Annotated in this window: 26 protein-coding genes; 11 read left to right on the plus strand and 15 right to left on the minus strand. The window is 67.5% G+C overall.

The genetic code is table 11. The features are described from left to right. Positions 1-75: 75 nt before the first annotated feature. Together AB4Y98_RS15325 and ubiH are read right to left on the minus strand one after the other, a co-directional pair. Positions 76-1,257 (minus strand): UbiH/UbiF family hydroxylase, encoded by a 1,182-nt coding sequence (locus tag AB4Y98_RS15325; RefSeq protein WP_394198689.1) that lies wholly within the window; start codon positions 1,255-1,257, stop codon positions 76-78. Continuing rightward, positions 1,254-2,459, minus strand: a complete 1,206-nt coding sequence (ubiH, locus tag AB4Y98_RS15330; protein WP_394198691.1) for a 2-octaprenyl-6-methoxyphenyl hydroxylase — start codon at positions 2,457-2,459, stop codon at positions 1,254-1,256. Before ubiH ends, AB4Y98_RS15325 begins: the two co-directional genes overlap by 4 nt. A 108-nt stretch (positions 2,460-2,567) precedes the next feature. Here ubiH and AB4Y98_RS15335 point away from each other — a divergent pair, with 108 nt between their 5' ends. From AB4Y98_RS15335 to AB4Y98_RS15380, 10 genes are all read left to right on the plus strand, one after another. Beyond that, the gene (locus AB4Y98_RS15335) at positions 2,568-3,152 is read left to right on the plus strand and encodes a hypothetical protein (protein WP_312110178.1); all 585 of its coding nucleotides are present in this window, start codon (positions 2,568-2,570) and stop codon (positions 3,150-3,152) included. 8 nt (positions 3,153-3,160) lie between these two features. Further along, positions 3,161-3,715: a cob(I)yrinic acid a,c-diamide adenosyltransferase gene (locus tag AB4Y98_RS15340; RefSeq protein ID WP_089238883.1), complete on the plus strand. Its 555-nt coding sequence runs from the start codon at positions 3,161-3,163 to the stop codon at positions 3,713-3,715. Between the two features lie 6 nt (positions 3,716-3,721). Beyond that, positions 3,722-4,660 carry a histone deacetylase family protein gene (locus AB4Y98_RS15345; RefSeq protein WP_442244634.1) on the plus strand — a complete coding sequence of 313 codons (939 nt, stop codon included), beginning with the start codon at positions 3,722-3,724 and terminating at the stop codon, positions 4,658-4,660. 89 nt (positions 4,661-4,749) lie between these two features. Further along, positions 4,750-7,230, plus strand: a complete 2,481-nt coding sequence (lptD, locus tag AB4Y98_RS15350; RefSeq protein WP_442244635.1) for an LPS-assembly protein LptD — start codon at positions 4,750-4,752, stop codon at positions 7,228-7,230. Beyond that, positions 7,227-8,570, plus strand: a complete 1,344-nt coding sequence (locus tag AB4Y98_RS15355; protein ID WP_394198698.1) for a peptidylprolyl isomerase — start codon at positions 7,227-7,229, stop codon at positions 8,568-8,570. The genes lptD and AB4Y98_RS15355 overlap by 4 nt, the downstream gene beginning before the upstream one ends. A gap of 3 nt (positions 8,571-8,573) precedes the next feature. Beyond that, entirely contained in the window at positions 8,574-9,554 is a 981-nt protein-coding gene (pdxA, locus tag AB4Y98_RS15360) for a 4-hydroxythreonine-4-phosphate dehydrogenase PdxA (protein WP_442244636.1), read from the plus strand. After that, the gene (gene rsmA / locus AB4Y98_RS15365; protein ID WP_312786639.1) at positions 9,551-10,354 is read left to right on the plus strand and encodes a 16S rRNA (adenine(1518)-N(6)/adenine(1519)-N(6))-dimethyltransferase RsmA; all 804 of its coding nucleotides are present in this window, start codon (positions 9,551-9,553) and stop codon (positions 10,352-10,354) included. Before pdxA ends, rsmA begins: the two co-directional genes overlap by 4 nt. A gap of 13 nt (positions 10,355-10,367) precedes the next feature. Continuing rightward, on the plus strand, positions 10,368-10,751 hold the full coding sequence (gene apaG, locus AB4Y98_RS15370) for a Co2+/Mg2+ efflux protein ApaG (protein ID WP_025877914.1): 384 nt from the start codon (positions 10,368-10,370) through the stop codon (positions 10,749-10,751). Between the two features lie 15 nt (positions 10,752-10,766). Then, complete coding sequence (locus AB4Y98_RS15375; RefSeq protein WP_442244637.1) at positions 10,767-11,777, plus strand: symmetrical bis(5'-nucleosyl)-tetraphosphatase; 1,011 nt, start codon at positions 10,767-10,769, stop codon at positions 11,775-11,777. Continuing rightward, positions 11,774-12,418 carry a DUF1287 domain-containing protein gene (locus AB4Y98_RS15380; protein ID WP_442244638.1) on the plus strand — a complete coding sequence of 215 codons (645 nt, stop codon included), beginning with the start codon at positions 11,774-11,776 and terminating at the stop codon, positions 12,416-12,418. The genes AB4Y98_RS15375 and AB4Y98_RS15380 overlap by 4 nt, the downstream gene beginning before the upstream one ends. A gap of 48 nt (positions 12,419-12,466) precedes the next feature. On the opposite strand, the gene AB4Y98_RS15385 is transcribed toward AB4Y98_RS15380, so the two are convergent. The 10 genes from AB4Y98_RS15385 to AB4Y98_RS15430 form a co-directional block, all read right to left on the minus strand. Further along, positions 12,467-12,958: a dihydrofolate reductase gene (locus AB4Y98_RS15385; RefSeq protein WP_442244639.1), complete on the minus strand. Its 492-nt coding sequence runs from the start codon at positions 12,956-12,958 to the stop codon at positions 12,467-12,469. Positions 12,959-12,970: 12 nt separating this feature from the next. After that, positions 12,971-13,534, minus strand: a complete 564-nt coding sequence (locus tag AB4Y98_RS15390; protein ID WP_442244640.1) for a hypothetical protein — start codon at positions 13,532-13,534, stop codon at positions 12,971-12,973. Then, positions 13,531-14,325 carry a thymidylate synthase gene (locus AB4Y98_RS15395; protein WP_230113097.1) on the minus strand — a complete coding sequence of 265 codons (795 nt, stop codon included), beginning with the start codon at positions 14,323-14,325 and terminating at the stop codon, positions 13,531-13,533. The genes AB4Y98_RS15390 and AB4Y98_RS15395 overlap by 4 nt, the downstream gene beginning before the upstream one ends. Continuing rightward, a complete protein-coding gene (gene lgt, locus AB4Y98_RS15400) occupies positions 14,322-15,209 on the minus strand; it encodes a prolipoprotein diacylglyceryl transferase (protein WP_089238861.1) in 888 nt (295 codons plus the stop codon). The genes AB4Y98_RS15395 and lgt overlap by 4 nt, the downstream gene beginning before the upstream one ends. Before the next feature lie 84 nt (positions 15,210-15,293). Beyond that, a complete protein-coding gene (locus AB4Y98_RS15405) occupies positions 15,294-15,788 on the minus strand; it encodes a TPM domain-containing protein (RefSeq protein WP_180166788.1) in 495 nt (164 codons plus the stop codon). After that, positions 15,788-16,672, minus strand: coding sequence for a TPM domain-containing protein (locus AB4Y98_RS15410; protein WP_100463013.1), 885 nt, complete (start codon positions 16,670-16,672; stop codon positions 15,788-15,790). Before AB4Y98_RS15410 ends, AB4Y98_RS15405 begins: the two co-directional genes overlap by 1 nt. A 3-nt stretch (positions 16,673-16,675) precedes the next feature. Then, a complete protein-coding gene (locus AB4Y98_RS15415) occupies positions 16,676-17,293 on the minus strand; it encodes a LemA family protein (protein ID WP_100463009.1) in 618 nt (205 codons plus the stop codon). 640 nt (positions 17,294-17,933) lie between these two features. Next, entirely contained in the window at positions 17,934-19,094 is a 1,161-nt protein-coding gene (locus AB4Y98_RS15420; protein ID WP_442244641.1) for an MFS transporter, read from the minus strand. A gap of 252 nt (positions 19,095-19,346) precedes the next feature. Further along, entirely contained in the window at positions 19,347-20,096 is a 750-nt protein-coding gene (locus AB4Y98_RS15425) for a TerC family protein (RefSeq protein ID WP_223494262.1), read from the minus strand. A 32-nt stretch (positions 20,097-20,128) separates the two neighbouring features. Further along, complete coding sequence (locus AB4Y98_RS15430) at positions 20,129-20,524, minus strand: diacylglycerol kinase (protein WP_025877898.1); 396 nt, start codon at positions 20,522-20,524, stop codon at positions 20,129-20,131. 235 nt (positions 20,525-20,759) lie between these two features. Here AB4Y98_RS15430 and AB4Y98_RS15435 point away from each other — a divergent pair, with 235 nt between their 5' ends. Next, positions 20,760-21,458: an SGNH/GDSL hydrolase family protein gene (locus AB4Y98_RS15435; RefSeq protein WP_442244642.1), complete on the plus strand. Its 699-nt coding sequence runs from the start codon at positions 20,760-20,762 to the stop codon at positions 21,456-21,458. 243 nt (positions 21,459-21,701) lie between these two features. Here the strand turns inward: AB4Y98_RS15435 and AB4Y98_RS15440 are convergent, their stop codons facing one another. The 3 genes from AB4Y98_RS15440 to AB4Y98_RS15450 all read right to left on the minus strand — a co-directional run bounded on the left by AB4Y98_RS15440 (position 21,702) and on the right by AB4Y98_RS15450 (position 24,575). Next, complete coding sequence (locus tag AB4Y98_RS15440) at positions 21,702-22,973, minus strand: sensor histidine kinase (protein ID WP_032974932.1); 1,272 nt, start codon at positions 22,971-22,973, stop codon at positions 21,702-21,704. Between the two features lie 150 nt (positions 22,974-23,123). Continuing rightward, complete coding sequence (locus AB4Y98_RS15445; protein WP_002811889.1) at positions 23,124-23,837, minus strand: response regulator transcription factor; 714 nt, start codon at positions 23,835-23,837, stop codon at positions 23,124-23,126. Between the two features lie 90 nt (positions 23,838-23,927). Then, positions 23,928-24,575 carry an arylesterase gene (locus tag AB4Y98_RS15450; protein WP_059066041.1) on the minus strand — a complete coding sequence of 216 codons (648 nt, stop codon included), beginning with the start codon at positions 24,573-24,575 and terminating at the stop codon, positions 23,928-23,930. Positions 24,576-24,629: the final 54 nt, after the last annotated feature.

Genomic DNA, 24,629 nt, shown 5'->3' on the forward strand with positions numbered 1-24,629 from the left:
GGCCCTCACTCCAGCCGGGCCGAGGGTGCCCGATCGACGCGCCAACCAAGGTTGGCATCTACCAGGGCATCGCCGTCACACCCCTGCGGCGCGCTTCCAGAAGGCCTGCACCAGCGGCGGCCACTTGCCTACGCAGCCCAGCGCGCGGCCACGCGCCAGGGTCAGGTGCATCTCGTCGTTGGAGAACAGCCCGTTGATCGCGTCGAAGCTGTAGGCGGCGATCTGGTTGTCGCTGCGACGCTCACGCGCCCAGCGCTGCACGCGCTGCGGCGACAACCGGGGTTGTCCACGCCGTTCGGCCGATGGCGCCAGCCAGTGCTGCAGGGCGGCGACGTCGCGCAGGCCGAGGTTGACGCCCTGCCCGGCCAGCGGGTGCACCACATGGGCGGCATCGCCCAGCGCCAACACGCGACCGGCCACGTAGTGGCGGGCCAACTGCCGGCGCAACGGGAACGCCGCGCGCGGCGAGGCCAGCCGCAGTTCACCCAGGCGCGCGGCGAAGGCGCGGGTCAGTTCACGATTGAATGCGTCTTCGTCCAGCGCCAGTACGCGTGCCGCCTCGTCGTCGGGCAATGTCCAGACGATGGAGCTGCGGCGCTCGGCCACCGGCAACAGCGCCAGCGGACCGGTCGGCAGGAAGCGCTGCCAGGCCGTCGCCTGATTGGGCAACTCGCTGTCCACATAGGCGACCACACCGCGCTGCTGGTAGTCGTGGCGCTCGACGTCGATCCCTGCCAGTTCGCGCAGGGTCGATTCCGCACCGTCGGCAGCAACGGCCAGTGCGGCTTCGATGCGACGGCCGTCATCCAGACGCAGGCGCACACCGTGCTCGTCCTGCTCAAGCGCTTCCACGCGTGCCGGGCAATGCAGTTCCACGCCTGCGGCCGGCAACGCCGCCCACAGGCGATCCTGCAGCAAGCCGTTCTCGACGATGAAACCCAGCTCGCGACGGCCAAAGCGATCCGCGTCGAACAGCAGGTCATCGCCTCCGGCCGCGTCCCACACCTGCATGCGCCGGTACGGCCAGGCGCGCGCCTGCGCGATCGTCGGCCACACGCCGAGACGCTGCAGCAACTGCACGTTGTCGGCGGCGAAGGCGAACACCCGCAGATCCGGCTGAGTGGCCTGCCACGGCGCAGGTTCACGACCTTCCACCAGCGCCACTGCGAGGCCAGCATCGGCCAAAGCCAGCGCACAAGCGGCGCCGACCACACCGCCGCCAACAATCGCCACGTCCAGGCGTGCGCGCCGGTTCATGCGGCTTCTCCACGACACAGGCGCGGCACGTCGCCACGGAAGCCCATCGCACCACCTACCAGCATCGACTGCACCGAGGCGCGCTGTGCGGCCACCAGGCCCAGGCTGCGCAGGGGGCGTAACAGCGGTGCCGGATTGCTGGTCAGCCGGGCCAGACCGCCGGAGAACGCCACCGTCTGCCGTCGATCTTCTTCGCGGCGGGCAACATAGGACCGCAGCAGCGCATCACTGCCGGCGTCGCCCTCCACTTCCAGCAGCTCGGCCAACGTCAAGGCATCGCGCAGGCCGAGATTGAAGCCCTGCGCACCCAGCGGGTGGATGGTCTGCGCGGCGTTGCCAAGCAGCACCGTGCGCTCCCCCACCAGCGCGCGCGCCAGTACCTGGATCAGCGGATAGGCGCTGCGCGGACCGGAGTCGAGCAGGCGACCCGCACGCCAACCGATGGCCTGCTGCAGGCGCTGCAGCCAAGCGGTGTCGTCCAGCGCCATCACCGCCTCGGCCTGGTCACGGGCAACGCCGTGCACGGTGCCGAAATGGCGGTCGCCGCGCGGCAGCAACGCCGTCGGACCGGTATCGGTGAAGCGCTCCCAGGCGGTGCCGTCGGGCGCGCGCTGGCTGCGCACGCGGGCCACGAACAGCGTCTGCTGGAAATCGTGGCGATCGACTTCGATGCCCAACGCATCGCGCACGCCGCTGCTGGTGCCGTCGGCACCAACCACCAACCGCGCCAACAGCACGCGCTCGCCGCTGTCATCGGCCACCCGCACCTGGCGGTAACCGTCAATCACTTCGCCCAGACCCAGGAAACGCATCGGCCGGTAGCGGTGCAGGCGTGGCAGTTCCTGCAGCCGGCTTTCCAGCGCTTGGCCGAAATCGCGCGCGACCACCACCTGGCCGAACCACGGCCGGTCGTAATCCGCTGCATCGAGCTGCACGCGGCCGAAATCACCGGCGCGGCTGACATGGATGCGGCGGATCGGGCCAGGCGCCATCGACAGCTTCTGCATGACCCCCAGCGCGGTCAGCGCATTGATGGTGGCCGCAGCAAAACTGAGGTTGCGCTGGTCGAACACCGCGGGCAGTTCGCCGGCCGGGCTGGCTTCGAGCAGGCCCACGTCGCGGCCCAGCCGGTCCAGGGCGATGGCCAGGCTGGCCCCCACCAGACCGCCACCGACGATCAGCACGTCATGTCGTTCACTCATGGGCGCATGATACGCGCTCGCCGCGCCGCCATGCCCGACATGGCCCCGCCTGCGCCAAGCGCCGCTCCGGGCTAGAATGAAACCTGAATCCGCTCCGGCCCCACCGCCATGTCCGACTCCGCTCCCCGCGCCTTCGTCCTGTCAGTGCTCGTGCTGTTGCTGGCGGCGACCCGCGTCAATCACTTCGCGGCAATCCCGGACGCCTCCTGGGCCGTGTTCTTCATCGGCGGCTTCTACCTCGCCCGCTGGACCCGCTGGGCGTTCCCGCTGCTGATGGTGTTCGCGGTGCTGGTCGACTGGATCGTGATCCGCAGCAGCGGTATCGATTTCTGGCAGCACTACTGCGTGTCGCCAGGCTATTGGCTGCTGTTGCCGGCGTACTTCGCCATGTGGGCCGGCGGCATGCTGCTGGGCCGCAACTACCGCAGCGCGCAGTGGTCGGTGCTGGGCAAGGGTGCGTTGCTGCTGGTGGCGTCGGTGGCGCTGTGCCATCTGCTGGCGCAGGGTGGTTTCTACTGGACCAGCCAGAACGTGGCCGAGCCGACCGTGGCCGGCTGGGCACAGAACTACGTGCAGTGGTTCGGCCCGTACCTGCGCACCACCGCGATCTACGTGGCCCTGGCCGCCGCACTGCAGCTTGCCGTGGAGCAGGTGCTCAAGCTCCTGCAGGCCCGCCGCGACATCCACCACTGAAGCACGCCATGGGTCATCGTCTCTCGCGCATCTACACCCGCACCGGTGACGACGGCAGCACCGGCCTGGGTGACGGCAGCCGGGTCGGCAAGGATGATCTGCGCGTTGCCTCCTATGGCACCGTCGACGAAGCCAATGCCACGCTCGGCCTGTTGCTGGCCGTTCCGCTGCCGGAGGACGTCCGCGCGCTGGTCGTACACCTGCAGCACCAGTTGTTCGATCTGGGTGCCGAACTGTGCGTTCCCGGCCATGCAGCGATCCACGCCGCCGACGTATCCGCCCTCGAACAGCAGCTGGACCACTACAACGCCGACCTGCCGATGCTGAAGGAGTTCATCCTGCCGGCCGGTGGCGAGGCCGCCGCGCGCTGCCACCTGGCGCGTACCGTGGTCCGCCGCGCCGAGCGCGACACAGTGGCCTTGGCCCGGGTGGAGCCGGTACGCAGCGAAGCGCTGCAGTACCTCAACCGATTGTCAGACCTGCTGTTCGTGCTGGCCCGGGTGCTGGCACGGGCCGATGGCCACGGCGAAGCGCTGTGGCAGCCACAGCATCGCCAGCGCTGAGTCGCCATGCTGGTCTTCACCCACCCCGCCTGCCTGCTGCACGATCCGGGCCCTGGCCATCCTGAATGCCCGCAACGCCTGCAGGTGGTGCTCGACGCGCTGCATGAGGCCTTCCCCGGCCAACTGGAGTGGCGCGAAGCGCCGCCAGCCAAGTTCGGTGAACTGACCCGGGTCCACGACAGCGCGTTGCTGGATCTGGTGCTGCAACCGCAGACCGCACCGCTGCGCCAGTTGGACATGGACACCTGGACCTCGCCGGGCTCGGCCAGTGCCGCAGTACATGCCGCCGGCGCAGGTGTCGCCGCCGTCGATGCGGTGATGCTGGGTGAAGATCCGCTGGCCTTCTGCGCGGTGCGCCCGCCCGGCCACCATGCCACCAGCAGCACCGCGATGGGCTTCTGCCTGCTCAACAACATCGCCATCGCCGCCGCCTACGCCCGCGACCGCCACGGTCTGGAGCGGATCGCGGTGGTCGACTTCGATGTCCACCATGGCAACGGCACCCAGGACATCTTCCAGCACGACGCCCGGGTGTCCTACTACAGCACCCACCAGGCCGGCCTGTTCCCCGAGTCCGGCCTGCGCCGTGACCGCGGTGCCGGCAACCTGATGAACATCCTGCTGCCGCCGGGCAGTGGTGGCTTCCGCTTCCGCAATGTCTGGGCCGACGAGATGCTGCCGGCGATCGACGACTTCCGCCCTCAGCTGCTGCTGATCTCGGCCGGCTTCGATGCCCACCTGCGCGATCCGCAGGCCGACCTGATGCTGGAGACCGACGATTTCGCCTGGATCACCCGCGAACTGCACGCGCTGGCACGCCGCCATGCCGCCGGCCGTATGGTGTCGATGCTGGAGGGTGGATACGACCTGCAGGCCTTGGCCGAGTGCAGCGTGGCCCACCTGCAGGCGCTGATCGCAGCCCCCTCCGGCAACGGGGCTGGATGAACCCGAACCGGCAATCCGGGGAGGCCTTCATTGCCCCTATGCAAGGGATGGGGCAAGCTACCGTCCGTTTTCGCCCGAATCCGAACCGCGTGCGCCGAGCCCTCCGCCTGCTTCCCTTGCCCCTGAGCATCGCCGTCTGCCTTCCGGCATGGGCCGATGACAAGCCGCTCAACTGGGGCCTTTGTCCGGCCACAGACGTGATCCCTGCGTTCACCGACGCGCCGACACCCGTTCCCGGCCAGGACAAGGCTGCCGCCAGCGCTGCGCGCGAAAAGCAGCCCACCGACATCGAGGGCGACCAGCTGCTGGGCACCACCACCGTGCCGCAGTACCAGGGCAATGTGGCGCTGCGCCGGGGTGACCAGTTCGTCGGCACCGACAAGCTCAGCTTCGATACCGAAAGCGGCAACTACGTCGCCGATGGCAACGTCCGTTACCAGGATGCCTCGATCCGGATGGTCGCCAAGCGCGCCGAGGGCAACCAGGAAAGCGACACCCACAAGATCACCGACATCCAGTACCAGCTGGTGTCCCGCCGCGGCAATGGCGAAGCCGAATCGGTCGACCTGCAGGGCGCGGTCGGGCAGATGCACCGCTCCACCTACACCACCTGCGACCCGTCGCAGCCGGTATGGCGGCTGACGGCGCCGGAAATCGAAGTCGACAACGACGAAGGCTTCGGTACCGCCCGCAACGCGGTGCTGCGGATCGGCAAGGTGCCGATCCTGTGGGCGCCCTACTTCAAGTTCCCGATCGATGACCGGCGCAAGACCGGCCTGCTGTTCCCGCAGCTGGGCATGTCCGGCCGCAACGGTTTCGATTACGCGCAGCCGATCTACTTCAATCTGGCGCCGAACTACGACGACACGTTGACCCCGCGCTACATGAGCCGGCGCGGTCTGATGCTCGACAACGAGTTCCGCTACCTCTACGAAGGCGGCCGCGGCGAACTGCTGACCGCGTTCATGCCCAACGACAAACTGCGCGACCGCGACCGCGGTCGGGTGATGTTCGGCGGCTACCACAACCTCGACGACCATTGGCAGGCGCGCGCCAACCTGGCCTGGGTCAGCGACGAGCGCTACGTGGAAGACTTCGCCAACCGCCTGGTGGGCGTCACCGCGTCGAACCTGCAGAGCACCGTCGGCCTGTACGGCACCGGCAAGAACTGGACGGCCGGCATCATGGCCGACCGCTGGCAGCTGACCGACTACACCCTCGACGAGCGCGCGCTGGCCTACAACCGCCAGCCGCGCCTGTACGTCAACTGGGACAAGCCGCTGCTGCCGTGGCTGGAGACCGGTGTCTACGCCGAGGCCGTGCGCTTCACCCACGACGATATCAACTTCAAGTACGACGCCAGTGCCGGTCCCGACCTGCAGTACACGCGCAACGGCCAGACCCAGCGCATGTACGGCGGCTCGCGCCTGGATGTGAAGCCCTACGTGTCGTTCCCGATCAGCGGCGCGGCCTGGTACATCACCCCGACGCTGGCCTATCGCTACACCGGCTACGAGCTGGACCGCGGGCTGGCCGATGCCACCCGCAGGAGCATCCTGGTCTCGCAGGGCATCGATCCGAACACGGCCACGCCAGAACAGCTGCGCGGCAATACCTCGCCCAGCCGCAGCCTGCCGATCGCCAGTCTCGATGCCGGCCTGTTCTTCGATCGCGAGACCACCCTCGGTGGCAAGTCGTTCCTGCAGACCCTGGAGCCGCGCCTGTTCTACCTGCGCACGCCCTATCGCAACCAGGATGACCTGCCGATCTTCGATACCCGCGACTTCACCTTCAGCTGGGGCCAGCTGTTCCGCGATTCGCGCTATACCGGCGCCGATCGCCAGAACGACGCCAACCAGCTGACCCTGGCGCTGAGCACCCGCTTCATCGACCAGACCACCGGCAAGGAGCGCTTCTCGGCCTCCATCGGCCAGATCCAGTACTTTGACGAATCGCGGGTGACCGTGGCCCCCGGCGGCGCGCCGGTGGAAAAGGGCAAGTCGGCCTGGATCGCCGACGGCAACTACATGATCAACGACCGCTGGACGCTGGGTGCCACCTATCAGTGGGATCCCAAGTACAAGCGCGAGGATCTGGCCAGCGTGCGCGCCCGCTACCTGATGTCCAACGACGGCGTGGTCAACCTGAGCTACCGCTACCGCATCAATTCCGGTGCCCCGGCCAATGCCAACAAGCACGACCGCACCCTGCTGGAACAGGCCGACCTGTCGTTCCTGTACCCGCTGAACGAGCGCTGGAGCCTGGTGGGCCGTTATTACTACTCGCTGCAGGACAAGGAACCGCTGGAGATCATCGGTGGCGTACAGTGGGACAGCTGCTGCCTGGCCGTGCGCGCCGTGGCCCGCCGCTACGTGCGCAACCGCGAAGGTGAAATGAACAACTCCATCCAGCTCGAGTTCGTGCTCAAGGGCTTGAGCTCCCTCGGCCAGGACACGGACCGCACTTTGCGCCGTGCTATCCTCGGCTACAACCGCGACGACCTCTATCTCGTGCCGCCCAGCAACACCGGAGCGACCCGCGATGACTACGATCCGAATCAGATCCCATGACCAAGAGCTTCCCCGTTCTCCTCGCATCGCTTCTGGCGGTGTCCAGCGTGTCCGCCCCCCTGCAGGTTCTTGCGCAGGAGGCCCAGCCGTTGGACCGCATCGCTGCTGTCGTCGATGAGGACGTGATCCTGCAGAGCGAGCTCCAGCGTGCGATCGCCAACATCAAGGCGCAGTACGCCGGCCGCGAGGCCCAGCTGCCGCCCGATGACGTGCTCAGCCGTCAGGTGCTCGAGCGCCTGGTGCTGGTCAAGCTGCAGGTGGCCCGTGCACAGGGCAGCGGTATCCGTGTCAGCGACCAGGAGCTGACCCAGGCGATGAATGCCATCGCGCAGCAGAACGGTTCGACCCTGGATGCTCTGCGCCAGCGCTTGGCCCATGACGGCATCGACTTCAACGATTTCCGCGCCTCGGTGCGTGACGAGATCACCGTGCAGCGCCTGCGCCAGAGCTTCGCGCAGAGCCGCATCAGCGTCAGCGAAGGCGAGGTCGATGCTGCCCTGAAGCAGCAGGCCGATGCCGGCAACCAGTTCCATCTGGCACACATCCTGGTCGCCCTGCCCGACGGTGCCACCGCCGAGCAGATCGCCACCGGCCAGAAGAAGGCCGACGGCGTGAAGGCGCTGCTGGACAAGGGCGAACTGGACTTCAATGCGGCGGCCGTGCGCTATTCCGACAGCCCCAATGCACTGGAAGGCGGCGATCTCGGCTGGCGCACCCTGGATGAAATCCCGGCGGCGTTCGCACAGACGATGCAGCAGATGAAGGCTGGCGAAGTGGTCGGCCCGATCCGCGGCCCGAGCGGCTTCCAGCTGCTGAAGCTGGTGGAAGTGCGCGACGCCAGTGCGGCGGCAGGCACCCACACCGTCACCGAGTACCACGGCCGCCACATCCTGGTGCGCGTGGACGATGCACAGTCCGACGCGGCCGCCAAGGCCAAGATCGATACCCTGCGCGCCCGTGTTGTCGGCGGTGCCGACTTCCAGCAGGTGGCCAAGGAATCGTCCGAGGACACCAACAGCAAGGGCCAGGGCGGCGATCTGGGCTGGTTCCCGGCCGACGCGTTCGGCCCGGCCTTCGGCCAGCAGGTGGCAGGCATCCAGGACGGCGGCGTCAGCCAGCCGTTCCGCACCGATGCGGGCTGGCACATCGTGCAGCGCGTGGGCACCCGCCAGACCGACGTCGGCAGTGACAACCAGCGCGCCCAGGTCCGCGAGACCATCGGTCGCCGCAAGCTGGAAGACGAGTACAACCGCTTCCTGCAGGAGCTGCGTGGCGAAGCCTTTGTCAGCTTCCGCAGCGGTGACCGGGCGGAAAATACCGCCACGCCTCCGCAGTCCTGAGCCATGCTCCCCGAGCTCGCTCTGGTACCGGGCGAGCCCGCCGGGATCGGCCCGGAACTGTGTGTCCGACTGGTCCAGCAGCCGCGCGATGATTGCCGGCTGCTGGCGTTCGCCGATCCGGACACCCTGCGCGCGGCCGCTGCCGCGCTGAACCTGCCCCTGCAACTGCTGCCCGAAGACGCGCACGCCCGCGTCCCCGGCGACCTGTGCCTGCGCGCCGTCTCCAACAGCACCCCCAGCCGTTTCGGCCATACCGACCCTGCCAACGCAGGCGCGGTGATCGCTGCCCTGCTGGGTGCCGGCCAGGCCTGCCTGTCCGGTGAACTGCACGGCGTGGTGACCGGCCCGGTGCACAAGGCGGTGATCAACCAGGGCGGCATCGCCTACAGCGGCACCACCGAACTGCTGGCCGACCAGGCCGGGGTAAAGGTGGTGATGATGCTGGCCAACGACATCGTCCGCGTTGCCCTGGCCACAACCCACCTGCCGCTGCGTGAGGTCGCCGATGCGATCACCGCCCCCGGCCTGGAACACACCCTGCGCACCGTGCATGCCGCGCTGCGCCGCGAGTTCGGGCTGGCCGCACCGCGCATCGCCGTGCTGGGCCTGAACCCGCATGCCGGCGAAGACGGTCACCTCGGTCGCGAGGAACTGGATCTGGTCATCCCGCTGTTGCAGCGCCTGCGCAGCGAGGGCATGGACCTGATCGGTCCGCTGCCGGCCGATACCGCGTTCCTGCCGACCAAGCTGGCCGGCTTCGACACTGTGCTGGCGATGTACCACGACCAGGGCCTGCCGGTACTGAAGTACTCCGGCTTCGAGCAGGCGGTGAACCTGACCCTGGGCCTGCCCTATCCGCGCGTGGCGGTGGACCATGGCACCGCGCTGGATCTTGCCGGCCGCGGCATTGCCGATCCTTCCAGCCTGCAGGCCGCCACAGCGCTGTGTGCGCGGCTGGCGCGGCAACGTACACTGAGCACATGACTTCCCCGCATTCCCCCTCCGGCCCGGTGTTTTCCGCCCCGGCCAAGAAGCAGCTCGGCCAGCACTTCCTTGCCGACCGCTACTACATCGACAAGATCGTGATGGCGGTCAATCCCCGGGACGGCGACCGCCTGGTCGAGATCGGCCCGGGCCAGGGTGCGATCACCCTGCCGCTGCTGCGCGTGCACCCGAAGATGACGGTGATCGAGTTCGACCGTGACCTGATTGCGCCGTTGACCGCTGCCGCCGAACCGCTGGGCCAGCTGACCATCGTCAACCGCGATGTGCTGCGGGTGGACTTCACCGAGCTGGCCGATGGACAGCCGATCCGCCTGGTCGGCAACCTGCCCTACAACATTTCCTCGCCGATCCTGTTCCATGCGCTGGAACACGCTGCGGTGATTTCCGACATGCACTTCATGCTGCAGAAGGAAGTGGTCGATCGCATGGCCGCCGGTCCCGGCAGCAAGGTGTTCGGCCGCCTCAGCGTGATGCTGCAGGCCTACTGCGAGGTGACCTCGCTGTTCGTGGTGCCGCCGGGTGCGTTCAGGCCGCCGCCGAAGGTCGATTCGGCCGTGGTGCGTCTGATACCGCGCGACCCGGCCACCATCAACATCAAGGACCACAAGCGCTTCGCCGACGTGGTCAGGGCCGCCTTCGGCCAACGCCGCAAGACCCTGCGCAACGCCCTGAACAACGTGGTCAGCGCCGAGCAGTTCGTGGCCGCCGGCGTGCGTCCCGACGCCCGCGCCGAACAGCTGGACGTGGCTGAATTCATCGCTTTGGCCAATGCCACCTGATTACACTGCCGGTATGGAAGACGCTGACGTTTACGCCATCTCCGTCGAAGTCGCGCCGCGCTTCCTCGACGACCAATCCGCACCGGAAGACGGTCGCTATGCGTTCGCCTATACGATCCGCATCCACAACCAGGGCCGCGTTGCCGCGCGCCTGGTCGCACGCCATTGGCGCATCACCGATGCCAATGGCCGCGTCGAGCATGTCGATGGCGATGGCGTGATCGGCGAACAGCCGCGACTGCGTCCGGGTGAAGACTTCCATTACACCTCAGGTGTCATGCTCGGCACCGAGCACGGCACGATGCAGGGCCATTACGACATGGTGGCCGACGATGGCACCGAATTCGCCGCGCCGGTCGCACCCTTCGTGCTGGCCATCCCGCGCACCCTGCACTGACACGGAGGCCGAACGATGAGTGTATGGGCGATCGGCGACCTGCAAGGCTGCTATGACGTAACCCAGCGCCTGCTGGAGAAGATCCGGTTCGATCCGGCGCAGGACACCCTGTGGTTCTGCGGCGACCTGGTCAACCGCGGTGGACAGTCACTGGAAACGCTGCGGCTGGTGCATTCGCTGCGCGAACACAGCGTGGTGGTGCTCGGCAACCACGACCTTTCCCTGCTGGCCGTCGGTGCGCGCACCGAGGAAGAGCAGCGCAAGGTCAACCCGGACCTGCTGCGCATCGTCCAGGCCGAAGACCGTGATGTGCTGCTGGACTGGCTGCGCCTGCAGAAGCTGGTGCACGTGGACCGCGAACTGGGCTGGATGATGGTGCATGCCGGCCTGGCGCCGAAGTGGACCACGCAGATGGCCGAGAAGCATGCGGCCGAAGTGGAAGTGCAGCTGCACGGCGCCGGCTACCGCAAGCTGTTCCGCAACATGTACGGCGACAAGCCCAGCTGGGCGCCGAACCTGACCGGCTACGAGCGCTCGCGGGCGATCATCAACGTGCTGACGCGCATGCGTTACTGCACCTCGCGCGGCCGTATCGGCATCGAGGACAAGGGTACGCCGGGCACCCAGGAACAGGGGCTGTATCCCTGGTTCGAAGTGCCGGGCCGGGTCGAGCGCGACCTGAAGGTGGTCTGCGGCCACTGGTCCGCGCTGGGCCTGACCATCACCCAGGGCATCCACGCGATCGACACCGGTGCAGTGTGGGGCGGCAAGCTCACCGCAATCCAGCTCGACACCGATGAGCTGCGTGTGGTGCAGGTTCCGGGACGTGACGTGCCGGCACCGGTCGCCAACGCGCGGCCGCCTGCACGGCCTGCACATGAGCGCGCGGCAGGGCAAGGCAAGGACAACAGCCAGGGCAACGGCAACGCAGCAACGGCCGGCGCCCCCGGCAACCGTGGTCCGCGTCGGCGCCGCCGCCGTGGTGGGGGTGGCAACAACAACAACGGCACGCCCCCTTCGGCATGAAGCCAGGCAACCGCGCACCATGGACGGTGCTGCTGCTGACGCTGGCCCTGGCCAGCGGCTGCCAGCCCACGTCGTCGCCAGCGACCTCCGGCGCCAACAAGGCCGCCGCCCCGGCTTCAGCAACGGCACCCTCACCACCGCTGGTCGCTGCCGCCCGCGCGCAGATCGGCGTCACCACCCGCTACGACCCTGCCTATCAGGTGCTCGCCTACCCCGGTGGCGACGTGCCCGCTGATCGCGGCGTATGCACCGACGTAGTGGTCCGCGCACTGCGTACGCAAGGGCTGGACCTGCAGGTCCGCGTGAACGAAGACATGCGTGCTGATTTCAGCGCCTATCCGGCCCTTTGGGGCCTGTCCCGACCGGATCGGAACATCGACCATCGGCGCGTGCCCAACCTGATGCGCTGGTTCGACCGCCAGGGTTGGCAGCAGCCGATCAGTGCCCTTCCCAGCGACTTCGCTGCCGGCGACATCGTGGCCTGGAAGCTCAACGGCAACGGCCTGCTGCACGTGGGCATCGTCTCCGACCGGCGCCTGGCCGACGGCACGCCGCTGGTGCTGCACAACATCGCGCGTGGTACGCGGGAAGAGAACCTGCTGTTCCAGCACGCCATCATCGGCCACTACCGGATGCCGTAAAACGATCCTGTAGAGCCGAGCAAGGCCGGGCTCTACAGGACGTCGCGCTCAGCGGCGGACGTAGTGCATGAAGCGGAAGGCGTAGGCATGGCGTTCGTCAGCGGGATGCGGCTCACTGCTCACCTCCTGCCAGTCACCCGGGTCCAGCTCGGGGAAGTGGGTGTCGGCCGGTACTTCGGCATCCACCCAGGTCAGGTACAGATCACTGGCCTGGTCCAGCAGCTGGCGGAAGATCTCGCCACCACCAATGATGCACAGCTCACTGGCGCCCTCACCTTCTGCAATCGCTTTCGCCTCGTCCAGCGCGGCCACCGCACGCATCCCCTCGAACGGCACCTGGCCGCTGCGGGTCAGCACCAGGTTGGTCCGACCCGGCAGCACGCGGCCGATCGATTCGGCGGTCTTGCGCCCCATCAGGATCGGTTTGCCCAGGGTCAACGCCTTGAAGTGCTTGAAGTCGTCCGGCAGGTGCCAGGGCATGGCATTGCCCTGGCCGATGCCACGATTGCGGTCCAGCGCAACGATCATCGAAAGTTTCATGGTGCGGCCTCCTCAGCCGGCGTCGATCTGCAGGCGTGTACAGGCCTCGTTGGCGGTACTGGCCGCGCGCAGCGCCGCAGCCAGCGCGGGGTTCGACGTGGAATTCTCGTCCAGGCCTTCGAGGATCCTCTGCATCTGCGCGTCCTCGATCTCCTTCAGCCCCGGTCCCGACAGGATGTCGCTGGACAGCGTGGCAACGTCCGTACCGCCGCTGCGCGCCAGGAATTCCTGCAGATCCTTGCTGGAATAGACGACCGCCAGGCGCTGCTCGAGCTCATGCTGGTAGGCGGGCTCTTCGATGCCAGCCTTCAGGTGCTCGGCCATCGCCGCGTACATGCCGGTCACCGCCTCGCGCACCTGCGCCTGGCAGCCGGCCGGTATGTCGCTGGGCAGCAGGGCGCCGCTATCGAGCGTCCGGACGAAGGACTGCAATTCCCCGCGCATGTGCTTGTGCACGATCTGCTCGTTGACCTGCCGGGCCAATGCGAGGGTGTCTGCAGGCGCCGCCTGGACCAGGCTCAGCGGCGCCAGGCCAGCCAATGCCAGCAGCGCCGCAACGCGTGGGCGCGCACTCACACCGCCACCGGCGCCTTGATCGCCGGATGCGGATCGTAGCCGTCGATGCGGATGTCATCGAACTGGAAGCCGAACAGATCGGTCACCTCCGGGTTCAACCACAGCGTCGGCAACGCGCGCGGCGCACGCGACAGCTGCTCGCGGGCCTGCTCGAAGTGGTTCGAATACAGGTGCGCATCGCCCAGCGTGTGCACGAAATCGCCGACGCCCAGGCCGGTGGCCTGCGCCACCATGTGCGTCAGCAGTGCGTAGCTGGCGATGTTGAATGGCACACCGAGGAAGATGTCGCCACTGCGCTGGTACAGCTGGCAGCTGAGCTTGCCGTCGACCACGTAGAACTGGAACAGGTTGTGGCACGGCATCAGCGCCATCTGCGAGAGCTCGCCCACGTTCCAGGCACTGACCACCAACCGCCGTGAATCCGGATTGCGCTTGATCTCGTCCACCAGCCACTGCATCTGGTCGATGCTGCCGCCGTCGGCCGTGGCCCAGCTGCGCCACTGCTTGCCGTACACCGGGCCGAGGTCGCCGTTGTCGTCGGCCCACTCGTCCCAGATCCGCACCTGGTTGTCCTTGAGGTAACCGATGTTGGTATCGCCCTTCAGGAACCACAGCAGCTCGTGGATGATCGAGCGCAGGTGCAGCTTCTTGGTGGTGACCAGCGGAAAACCGTCGTTGAGGTTGAAGCGCATCTGCCAGCCGAACACGCTGCGGGTGCCGGTGCCGGTACGGTCGCTCTTCTCCGCGCCATGTTCGAGCACGTGCGAGAGCAGGTCCAGGTAAGCCTTCATGCCTTGCCCTCGGCGACCACCAGCGGCTGCGGCTGCAGCACCGGCGCGCGGCGCGACATCACCAGCAACACCAGGCCGAAGGCGATCAGCGGCACGCACAGGATCTGGCCCTTGGTCAGCCAGCCGAACGCCACATAGACGCCGTTGTCGGGCATGCGCACGAACTCCACGGCGAAGCGGAAGATGCCGTACAGCAGCGCGAACAGGCCGCCGATGAGATAGCGATGGCGCGGCTTGGCCGACACCGTCCACAACACCACGAACATCACCAGGCCTTCCAGCAGCGCTTCATACAACTGCGACGGATGACGGGCGAACTGATTCAGCGCGCCGCTGGCGAACTGCGACTGCAGGGTGGCGTGGTCGAGCTGGTTCAGCGGCGCCGGCAGGCCGGACGGGAACACCACGCCCCAGCTGCCGTCTGTGTACTTGCCCCACAGCTCGGCGCCGATGAAGTTGCCGACGCGGCCAAAACCCAGGCCCAACGGCACCAGCGGCGCCATGAAATCCATGGTGTCGAAGAAGTGCAGCGCGTGCTTGCGCGACCACCACCAGCAGGCGGCGATCACGCCCAGCAGGCCGCCGTGGAAGCTCATGCCGCCGTCCCACACCTTGAACAGCAGCAGCGGGTTGTGCAGGAAATCGCCCAGCGCGTAGAACAGCATGTAGCCGATGCGGCCGCCCAGCACCACGCCGAGCATGGCGTAGAACAGCAGGTCGGAGAAGCCGTTGGCATCGACGCCCGGCAGGCGCCCGTCGGCGATGCGCTTGCGCCCCAACAGCCAGGCGGCGGTGAAGCCGAGCAGGTACATGATGCCGTACCAGTGCACCTTGATCGGTCCCAGCGAGAGGGCGATGGGGTCGATGTCGTGGAAATAGATCATGAAGGGCGCCTTGCAGGGATGCCGATATTCTAGCGCCGCCCGGGAGCGGCCTCGCGGCGGCCCCGGTCACGCGATTGCCGGGCTTCAGCCCAGGATCTGCGGCGTGTCCGGCAGGCCGTCCTGATCGGACCGCGCCGAGGCCGGAAAGTGCCCTTCCAGCAGGGTGGAAACCTCATCGATGGCATCACGCAGCGCCGCCACCGGCTGCGAACCGCGCAGGCCCTCGCGCAGGTGGGTGCAGACCCGCTGCCATTGCTCGGGCGCGACCCGCCCCTGCAGGCCGCGGTCGGCCACGATCTCGATGGCATGGTCGGCCAGCAAGAGGTAGATCAGCACGCCGTTGTTGTGGGCGGTATCCCAGGTGCGCAGGCGGGCGAAGGCATGCTCGGCCGCCTGCCGCGGGGTCACCTTGTGCCACAGCGCGTGCAGCGGCAGGTCGGCCTCGACTGCGAACATCACCTGGCCGCCATGGCGCTGCTCGCCTGCGGCGATCGCCTCGGTGATCGCCTGCAGCGTGGCCGGCGGAAACGCCCGGCGTACCGATGGCGAAAACAGATGCCTGCAGAGACGTTGAATCATCACCAGCCCCCCGATGCACCGCCGCCGCCGGAACGGCCACCACCGCCGCCCCAGCCGCCGCCGCCGCCAAATCCACCCCCACCGCCGAAGCCGCCACCACCCCAACTGCCTCCGCCCCAACCGCCACCGCCGGCGAAACGCCCCGGATGGCCGGACAACATCGCCACCACCAGGCCAACCACGCCGGCCAGGCCACTGGCCAGCAGTGTGGAGGTGAACAGGAAGGCAGCAACGGCCGCACCGGCGCCACCGAGCAGGCCGCGCAGCGGGCGCGGTACGCGTGAGAACACGCCACGCAGGATGCTGCCGGCGAACACGCCGATGAACAACGCCAGGAACCAGGTATCACCGCCGCCCTCGGGCGCGCGTCCCTGCTGGCTGCTGACCGGCGCCGGCAGCGGCTCGCCGTCGATGATCTTCACCAGCATCGCCGTGGCGTCGGTGATGCCACCGGCATAGTCATTGGCGCGGAAGCGTGGCACCAGGTACTCCTGGATCACCCGGTTGGCGATCGCATCGGGAATCGCGCCCTCCAGGCCATAGCCCGGTTCGATGCGCACCCGCCGATCGTCCTTGGCCACCACCAGCAGCACGCCGTCATCCACGCCCTTGCGGCCGATCTGCCACTGGTCGAACACGCGGGTGGTGTACTGGGCGATGTCTTCCGGCTGCGTGGTCGGCACCACCAGCACCTGCATCTGGCTGCCCTTGCGTTGCTGCAGGTCCAACGCCTGCTGCACCAGCGCCTGCTTCTGCGCGGCATCCAGGGTGCCGGTGGCATCGACCACCGGCGAATCCAGCGCCGGGATCGGCGCCAGCGTCTGCGCCTGCACGCCCAGCGGCAGCCACAACAGCAGGGCCAGCAGTGTGGCAGCCAAGCGCATCGGTCAGTGGCCCGGCGCCGGGGCGGGCTGCTGCGGCGCGTTGCCGAAATCAACCGCCGGCGCGTTGGAGATCTGCGCCTCGTTTTCCACGGTGAAGTTCGGTTTGGGCTGGTAGCCGAAGATCTTCGCGGTGATCAGCTGCGGGAACGAGCGGATGTAGGTGTTGTAGTCCTGCACCTGCTGGATGTAGCGGCCCCGGGCGACGGTGATGCGGTTCTCGGTACCTTCCAGCTGCGCCTGCAGATCGCGGAAGTTCTGGTCGGACTTCAGCACCGGGTAGTTCTCGGTAACCACCAGCAGGCGCGACAGCGCACTGCCCAGTTCGCCCTGGGCCTGCTGGAACTGCTTGAGCGAGGCTTCATCGTCGGCGTTGACGTTGATCTGGCCAACGCGCGAACGGGCGTTGGTGACTTCGGTCAGCACGCGTTCTTCCTGGCTGGCGAAACCTTTCACGGTCTGCACCAGGTTGGGCACCAGGTCGGCGCGACGCTTGTACTGGTTGAGCACTTCGGACCAGCTGGCCTTGACCGCTTCGTCCTTCTGCTGGATGGCGTTGTAGCCGCAGCCGGACAGCAGGGAGGCCAGCAGCAACAGGGGAATGAGGCGGGTCAGCAGGCGCATGGCCAAGGCTCCGGGTGGACTGAGCGCCGAGCATGCCATGGTCGGTGTTAACGGACGTGTGGAGAGTGTCGGCCATCGGGCGCCGCCCCCTCCGCGGTGTGGTCCAGCCAGCTCGGGTGGGCCGGGAGGGTGGGTTGGCTGGGGGACGCTGCAAGTACGTCCATGTAAGCTCGGTCGCCGCATCCATGCGGCTCACGCCCCCAGCCAACCCACCCTCCCGGCCACGGACGGTTTCCTGCGCACCGCGGGAAAGATCAAAAAGAGCAAAAGCGAAAGCCCATGCTCCAGGCATTCGTGCCGACCAACGGTCGGCACCCACCATCAGCAGCAGGTTCCGACAGATCGCGGGAGACTGTCGAAGGCGGGGTGGGTCAGTTTGCGGGGGCGTGAGCGCGATGGGCCCGAGGCATGCCTCGGGCGGGTTGGGCAGGACGCCCAACCCGGGTCTTGCCGTGTGCGCAGGACAGCGCAGACGAGCAAGGCGCGACCGAGGCTACAGGGACGTACTTGCGCCGTCCCCTGCCACCGGACTCACCCCGCCATCCCACGGAATGCCCGCCGTTGCTGTTGAGGTTGCCGGCCAGCGGCCGGCACTACCGCCTCTGCGGGTGCAGGGCGCAGCCCTGCCGGAACACACCTCTCAGCAAGCCTCAGCAACCGGCACGCGTGCCCGCCCCAGCCACGCCAGCAGCAGCGCCGACGCTGCCAGCAGCCCACCGGCCACCGGAATCGCCGCGTACCCCAGCCCCAGGCTGATCACCGCACCACCCAGCGCCGCGCCCAGTGCATTGCCGAGGTTGAATGCACCGACGTTGATCGACGACGCCAGACCCGGCGCCTCGCTGGCCGCCTGCATCACCCGGATCTGCAACGGCGGCACGATGGCGAAGGTCGCCGCACCGAACAGCAGTACACCCAGCGCCGCAGTCGCGTGGCTCATGAAAGCCAGCGGCAGCACGAACATCAGCACCGCAAGTACTGCCAGCAGGATCCGGGTGGCGCCGTCCAGCGACCAGTCGGCCAGGCGCCCGCCAATACCGTTACCGAAGGTAAAGCCGATGCCGATCAATGCCAGCGACAACGCGATGAAGGCATTCGACGCACCGGTCAGTTCAGTCAGCACCGGCGCCACGTAGGTGTAGAGGGTGAACATCGCACCTGCACCCAGCACCGTAGTGGCCATCGCCAGCAGCACCTGCGGCTGCATGATCGATTTCAGTTCACGCCGGACATCCGGGCGCGCGCCCGCGGCCGACGGCGGCAGTGCCATGGCCAACGCGGTGATCGCAACCACACCGAGTACGGCGGTGCCGGCAAAGGCCAGGCGCCAGCCCAGCTGCTGGCCGACCCAGGTCGCCAGCGGCACGCCGCCGATGTTGGCGATGGTCAGGCCCATGAACATCGTCGCCACCGCCGCGGCCTGCTTCTCCTTCGGCACCAGGCTGGCGGCGACCACCGCGCCGATGCCGAAGAACGCACCGTGATTGAGGCTGGTCACCAACCGTGACAGCAGCAGCAGGCCGTAGTTCGGGGCCAGCGCCGACAGCAGGTTGCCGACCACGAAGATCGACATCAGCAGCATCAGCGCGGTGCGCTTGCCGAAGCGTCCCATCAGCAGGGTCATCACCGGTGCGCCCAGCATCACGCCCACCGCATAGGCGGTGATCAGCATGCCGGCGGTGGGGATGCTGACGCCCACTCCGCTGGCGATGACCGGCAGCAGGCCCATCGGGGTGAACTCGGTGGTGCCAATGGCGAAGGCGCCGACGGCGAGTGCCAGCAATGCGGCTCTGGAATTCATGGGGATTGCCTGCGTGGGGCAGGCCCTGTGGAAAATGAGCGCGTAGCCTGCGCGCTTTGCCGGCCGGGAGTAAGCCTCGGCACGGGAAAACACTGTTGATCCCGATTCACAAGTGGAAGGTGCAAGCCGGCATTGCGGGAAGAAGCCCCGCCAGGCATGGCCCACGCTTCGGTGGCGCCGGGCCATGCCCGGCGAGCGCGGCGGCGCCTGGAACGCAGAACCCCCGGCGCTGGCCGGGGGTTCGGGAATTGCTTACCAGTCGCCGGCGCCCGGCACGTGGTGTTCGCGTGCGCGGCGGCGCATCAGCAGGTTCAGCCACTCCACCAGCACCGAGAAGCCCATCGCGGCGTAGATGTAGGGCTTGGGAACGTGCACGTCCAGGCCGTCCAGGATCAACACCGCGCCGATCAGCAGGATGAAGGCCAGGGCCAGCATCTTCACGGTCGGGTTGGCATCGATGAAGCGGCCCAGCGGGTTGGCCGCCAGCAGCATCACCGCCACCGACAACAGGATCGCAGCCACCATCACCGGCACGTGGTCGGCGATGCCGACAGCGGTGATCACCGAGTCCAGCGAGAACACGATGTCGATGATCGCGATCTGCGCGATCACGTAGCCGAACACGGCCGAGGTCTTGGTGGTGGTCGGGTCCTCGTCCTCGCCACCGGTGATCATCTCCTTGATCTCCATCCAGCCCTTGATGATCAGGAACAGGCCACCGACGATCAGCACCAGGTCGCGGATGGAGATGCCCATGCCGGCCACGGTGAACAGGTTTGCCTGCATGTGCGCCAGGTACGCCAGCGAGACCAGCAGGCCGATACGGGTAATGCAGGCCACCGCGATGCCGAGGCGGCGCGCGAACGGGCGGCGCTCTTCGGGCAGCTTGCTGACGGCGATGGAGATGAACACCAGATTGTCGATGCCGAGCACGATTTCCAGCGCGCTCAAGGTGAACAGGGTCAACCAGACGTTCGGATCGGCGAGAAGCTCAAGGGACATGGGAAGTCTTCAACAAGGGGGAGGAAGAAGGATCAGCCGACGCTGGCCGGGAACAACCGCGGCACCAGCACCAGGGCCCAGCACAGCAGCACGTTCATCATCAGCACGAACACCGCCGCCGAGCCCATGTCCTTGGCGCGGCCGGCCAGTTCATGGATTTCCGCGCCATAGCGTTCGATCACCGCCTCGATGGCCGAGTTGGCCAGCTCCATCGCCAGCACCAGCAGCATCGAGCCGATCATCAGCGCGCGCTCCACCGGGGTCTGGCCCAGCCAGATCGCCAGCGGGGTCAGCAGCACCAGCAGGTAGACCTCCAGCCGGAACGAGGACTCGTGCAGCCAGGCAGCACGCAGGCCCTGCCAGGACCAGCGGGCGGCCTGGAAGATGCGGCGCGGGCCGCGGGGCATGTGGCCAAACTGATCAGCCACGGGTGATGGATCCAGCAACAGGGGCGCGGCGCAGCGACCGCTCAGACGCACGGCAGGAAATCATGGGTGCACAGGGATAGGCAGACAGCCCCCATTTTGCCACAAGGGCGGCAGCGGCACCCCGCACGCCCCGCCGCGAGGCCCTGCGAACGACCCCGCAAACGGCCCAGCACGGCCAAGCGCGGGGCCAGCCCAGCTTCTATGATGGATACCCCCTGCCCTGCCGGAGTGCCTGATGACCCGTCCCCGCACCTACCTGATCCTGCTCGGCCTGCTGGCCGCGCCGCTGGCCCAGGCCCTGAGCCCGCCGGCGCCGCCGCAGATCCCTGCGCAGGTCTCCAACGTGGCCTGGGAGGCCGACATCGCTGCCTTCGTCAGCGCCGACCGGACCACTCCGCCGCCGCGCGGCGGCATCGAGTTCATCGGCAGCTCGTCCTTCCGCATGTGGGACAGCCTGGCCCGGGATTTCCCGGGGCAACCGGTGTTCAACCGTGGCTTCGGGGGTTCGGAAGTACGCGACAGCACCTGGTACGCCGGCCAGGCCATCGTGCCGTACGCGCCGTGCAAGGTGTTCTTCTACGCCGGCGACAACGACCTCAACAGCGGCCGCAGCGCGACCCAGGTACGCGATGACGTGGTGGCCTTCGTGCAGCGCGTGCATCGCGACCTGCCGAAGACGAAGGTGGAATACGTCTCGATCAAGCCCAGCCCATCGCGGGCGCACCTGCTGCCGGCGATCAACGACGCCAACGCGAAGATCAAGGCCGCGTTGGCGAAGCTGCCCAACACCGGCTACACCGACATCTACACCCCGATGCTCGGGGCCGACGGCCAGCCCGATGCGTCGTTGTTCCGCGAGGACATGCTGCACATGACCCCGGCCGGCTATGCGATCTGGACCAAGGCGCTGGCGCCGAAGGTCAACTGCAACTGATTGATCCCGAGGTTGCCGGCCAGCGGCCGGCACTACCGGAAATGCCCATCCACGCATGGCGTGGATCTACTGAGTGGCGAAATCAGCAGCCGGTAACCTGTCGAAGGCGGGGCGCTGTGGGCGTCCCCGCACACCCACAGCGCCCCGCCATCCCACGGAATGTCCGCTGTTGCTGTTGCTGTTGCTGTTGAGGTTGCCGGCCAGCGGCCGGCACTACCGCGGGTGCCGGGCGCCGCCCGGCCCTCAGCGGAAAATCACCGTCGCCTCGGTGCCCTTGCCCAGCTCGCTGGCCAGGCTGACCTTCCAGCCGAAGCGGTCACACAGGCGACGCACGATCGACAGCCCCAGGCCGGTACCCTGCGGTCGGCTGGGATCGGCACGATAGAACGGCTCGAACGCACGCGACAGCGCATCGGCGGACATGCCGATGCCGGTATCGCTCACCACCACCCGGTCGTTGTGCACGTGCACGTCGATGCGGCCTTCATCGGTATAGCTGCAGGCGTTGCGCACCAGGTTGCTGACCACCACCTGCAGCACCCGCGGCGGTGCGTGCAGCTGCACGGCCGCGTCGCTGTGCAGGTGCACCGCCAGCGGCCGTCCCACCAGCAGCTCGTTGGCGTTGTCCACTTCGTAACGGACGATGTCGTTGACGTCGAACAGTTCCACCTGCGGCTCGACGTCGGCCTCACGGGCCAGGATCAGGAAGGCATCGATCACCGCTTCCATGTCCCGCCCGGCACGCTGGATCCGCTGCAGGCTGCGGCGCAGGCGTGGCTCCAGGCTTTCATCGCCCAGCGCCATGTCGCTGGCCACGCGGATCACCGTCAGCGGCGTGCGCAGTTCATGGCTGGCATCACGGGTGAAGTTGCGCTCGCGCGCCACGTGCGCGGTGACCCGGTTGGCCAGCGAATGCAGCGCCGCCGCCAGTTGCCGGGTCTCGCCCTGCATGTCCGCCGGCAGCTTGTTCGGCTCCAGATCGGCCGCTTCCGGATGGCCTGGATCCCAGCGCGAGACACGGCGCGCCAGCCAGTTCACCGGCGATACCAGGCGTTTGGAGGCGCGGTAGGTGATCCAGGAGGCGCCATATACCGCCAGCAGGGTCAGCAGCACCGGCACGATGCCGAACCAGAACGCCAGCATCTCCGCGCGCGAGCGCAGGAACACCAGGTACAGGCGCCCCTCTTCGCGGGCGTCGACCAGCACCAGCTGATCGTCGTCGGGCAGTTCGTGGAAACCCGGTTCCAACGTGCGCAGGTTGGCGGGTAGTGACAGGCTGGACTGCCCACGTTCCAGCAGGTAGCCACGGATGTTCTGGGTATTGGGCGGCGGCTGCACGGGCGAGGCCTCGTGCAGTGTCCAGTAGTACGCCGCTTCTTCGCGCAGGGCAGCGCCCACCAGGCTGTGCTTGATCACCAGCGAAACCAGCCAAGCACCCAGCAGGATACCCAGGCTGGCCAGCACGGCTTGCAGGATGAAAGCGATACGGATCTTGCGCGGCAGGCCGTGCGGCATTGCGGTGTCCCGGTCAGAGCGCTGCGATTATAGGCAGCGCGCTGTGCCGTGATCGTGCATGGACGATGACGACCCGGTATCCGGAACGTTCACCCCTTCCCTGCCGACCACGGCCGTGCCGGTTCTGCTGCAACACCGGCACGACGTCGATCAGGCCATCGGCTGGGCGATATCGGCGATGCGATAGCCCGCGCTCTGCACGGTGTGCAGCAGCGGCCGATCAAACGGCTTGTCGATGATCTTGCGCAGGTTGTACAGATGGCTGCGCAACGTGTCCGAATCAGGCAGGCCGTTGCCCCAGATCTCGCGCTCGATTTCCTGGCGGGTGACCACACGCGGCGATTCACGCATCAGGATGGTCAGCAGGCGCAGGCCGATCGGCGACAGCTGCAGCTCGGTGCCGGCACGGGTGGCACGCATGCTGACCGGATCGAGCACCAGGTCGGCGACCTTGAGCACTTCCGAACCCACTTGGCGACGTTCGCGGCGGATCAGCGCGCGCAGGCGGGCTTCCAGTTCCTGGATCGCGAACGGCTTGGTCAGGTAATCGTCGGCACCAAAGCCAAGACCGGTGAGCTTGTCATCCAGCGTGTCGCGCGCGGTCAGCATCAGCACCGGGGTCGACTTGCGCGCATCGTTGCGCAGCCGGCGGCACACTTCGATGCCATCCAGCCGCGGCAGCATGAGGTCCAGCACGACGACGTCGTAGCTGTTCTCGGCAGCCAGACGGTAGCCGTCCAGGCCATCCTGCGCATAGTCGACCTCGAAGCCACGGCCTTCCAGGTATTCACCGATCATCTCGGAGATATTGCGGTTGTCTTCGACCACCAGCACCAAGCCGGAAGTCTCCTTCGTCTGACGCATGAGAATCCCTCTTTCTTCAGCTTTGTGAAACATGCCCGATCGACGGTGCACGCGATGTGAAGTTGCGTCAATGAAAAGAAGATGGCGTGCTCACAGCAGCGGTTTCAGCAGCGGCCAGACGTTGTCCAGCACCTTCGGCTGCGCCTGGGCGGTGGGATGCAGGCCGTCGGCCTGCATCAAACCGGGCTGCAGGGCCACGCCTTCCAGCAGGAACGGCAGCAACGGCACCTTGTACTGCGTGGCCAGTGCCCGGTACGCCGCAGCCAGGCGCTGGCGGTAGCCCGGTCCATAGTTGGGCGGCACGTCTATGCCCAGCAGCAGCACCTTGGCACCGGCCTTCTGGCTGGCCTGCACCATCTTTTCCAGGTTGCCCTGCACCTGTGCCGGGGTCAGCCCGCGCAGCGCATCGTTGCCACCGAGGGCGATCACCACCACCGTGGGCTTCTCGCGGCCAAGCAGGCCCGGCAGGCGGGTCAGCGCGCCAGCGGTGGTTTCCCCGCTCATGCTGGCATTGACGATGCGGGGCGGGGTTTTCGACTGCTGCCTGACCCGCTGCTGGAGCAGGCTGACCCAGCCGGCATCGGCCGGGATATTGTGGGCGGCACTGAGGCTGTCACCGAGCACCAGCACGGTACCGCCGCCCGGACCTTTGGCACACGCCAGTGCCGGCAACAGCAGCAACCCTAGCAACAGCATCATCATTGCGCCGGCTTGCCGGCTCCATTCCGTCTTGTGCATTGGAGTCTCCTCATCGACAGCCTGTCCCCCCGCAGCGCGCCCGTCGCCATCGCC

Source organism: Stenotrophomonas sp. 2YAF26 (assembly GCF_052114625.1).
GTDB classification, from domain to species: Bacteria; Pseudomonadota; Gammaproteobacteria; order Xanthomonadales; family Xanthomonadaceae; genus Stenotrophomonas; species Stenotrophomonas indicatrix.

What these genes read in the sequence shown, in the direction of transcription:
- AB4Y98_RS15415 (WP_100463009.1), bottom strand. Translation starts at nt 17,293, where the DNA reads ATGCGCCTGCTGACCCGCCTCATTCCCCTGTTGCTGCTGGCCTCCCTG.
- pdxA (WP_442244636.1), top strand. Translation starts at nt 8,574, where the DNA reads ATGCTCCCCGAGCTCGCTCTGGTACCGGGCGAGCCCGCCGGGATCGGC.
- AB4Y98_RS15425 (WP_223494262.1), bottom strand. Translation starts at nt 20,096, where the DNA reads ATGTCCCTTGAGCTTCTCGCCGATCCGAACGTCTGGTTGACCCTGTTC.
- AB4Y98_RS15450 (WP_059066041.1), bottom strand. Translation starts at nt 24,575, where the DNA reads ATGCACAAGACGGAATGGAGCCGGCAAGCCGGCGCAATGATGATGCTG.
- AB4Y98_RS15340 (WP_089238883.1), top strand. Translation starts at nt 3,161, where the DNA reads ATGGGTCATCGTCTCTCGCGCATCTACACCCGCACCGGTGACGACGGC.
- AB4Y98_RS15440 (WP_032974932.1), bottom strand. Translation starts at nt 22,973, where the DNA reads ATGCCGCACGGCCTGCCGCGCAAGATCCGTATCGCTTTCATCCTGCAA.
- AB4Y98_RS15325 (WP_394198689.1), bottom strand. Translation starts at nt 1,257, where the DNA reads ATGAACCGGCGCGCACGCCTGGACGTGGCGATTGTTGGCGGCGGTGTG.
- AB4Y98_RS15405 (WP_180166788.1), bottom strand. Translation starts at nt 15,788, where the DNA reads ATGATTCAACGTCTCTGCAGGCATCTGTTTTCGCCATCGGTACGCCGG.
- AB4Y98_RS15435 (WP_442244642.1), top strand. Translation starts at nt 20,760, where the DNA reads ATGACCCGTCCCCGCACCTACCTGATCCTGCTCGGCCTGCTGGCCGCG.
- AB4Y98_RS15420 (WP_442244641.1), bottom strand. Translation starts at nt 19,094, where the DNA reads ATGAATTCCAGAGCCGCATTGCTGGCACTCGCCGTCGGCGCCTTCGCC.
- AB4Y98_RS15355 (WP_394198698.1), top strand. Translation starts at nt 7,227, where the DNA reads ATGACCAAGAGCTTCCCCGTTCTCCTCGCATCGCTTCTGGCGGTGTCC.
- AB4Y98_RS15385 (WP_442244639.1), bottom strand. Translation starts at nt 12,958, where the DNA reads ATGAAACTTTCGATGATCGTTGCGCTGGACCGCAATCGTGGCATCGGC.
- AB4Y98_RS15445 (WP_002811889.1), bottom strand. Translation starts at nt 23,837, where the DNA reads ATGCGTCAGACGAAGGAGACTTCCGGCTTGGTGCTGGTGGTCGAAGAC.
- lgt (WP_089238861.1), bottom strand. Translation starts at nt 15,209, where the DNA reads ATGATCTATTTCCACGACATCGACCCCATCGCCCTCTCGCTGGGACCG.
- ubiH (WP_394198691.1), bottom strand. Translation starts at nt 2,459, where the DNA reads ATGAGTGAACGACATGACGTGCTGATCGTCGGTGGCGGTCTGGTGGGG.
- AB4Y98_RS15380 (WP_442244638.1), top strand. Translation starts at nt 11,774, where the DNA reads ATGAAGCCAGGCAACCGCGCACCATGGACGGTGCTGCTGCTGACGCTG.
- AB4Y98_RS15395 (WP_230113097.1), bottom strand. Translation starts at nt 14,325, where the DNA reads ATGAAGGCTTACCTGGACCTGCTCTCGCACGTGCTCGAACATGGCGCG.
- rsmA (WP_312786639.1), top strand. Translation starts at nt 9,551, where the DNA reads ATGACTTCCCCGCATTCCCCCTCCGGCCCGGTGTTTTCCGCCCCGGCC.
- AB4Y98_RS15335 (WP_312110178.1), top strand. Translation starts at nt 2,568, where the DNA reads ATGTCCGACTCCGCTCCCCGCGCCTTCGTCCTGTCAGTGCTCGTGCTG.
- AB4Y98_RS15375 (WP_442244637.1), top strand. Translation starts at nt 10,767, where the DNA reads ATGAGTGTATGGGCGATCGGCGACCTGCAAGGCTGCTATGACGTAACC.
- AB4Y98_RS15410 (WP_100463013.1), bottom strand. Translation starts at nt 16,672, where the DNA reads ATGCGCTTGGCTGCCACACTGCTGGCCCTGCTGTTGTGGCTGCCGCTG.
- AB4Y98_RS15345 (WP_442244634.1), top strand. Translation starts at nt 3,722, where the DNA reads ATGCTGGTCTTCACCCACCCCGCCTGCCTGCTGCACGATCCGGGCCCT.
- apaG (WP_025877914.1), top strand. Translation starts at nt 10,368, where the DNA reads ATGGAAGACGCTGACGTTTACGCCATCTCCGTCGAAGTCGCGCCGCGC.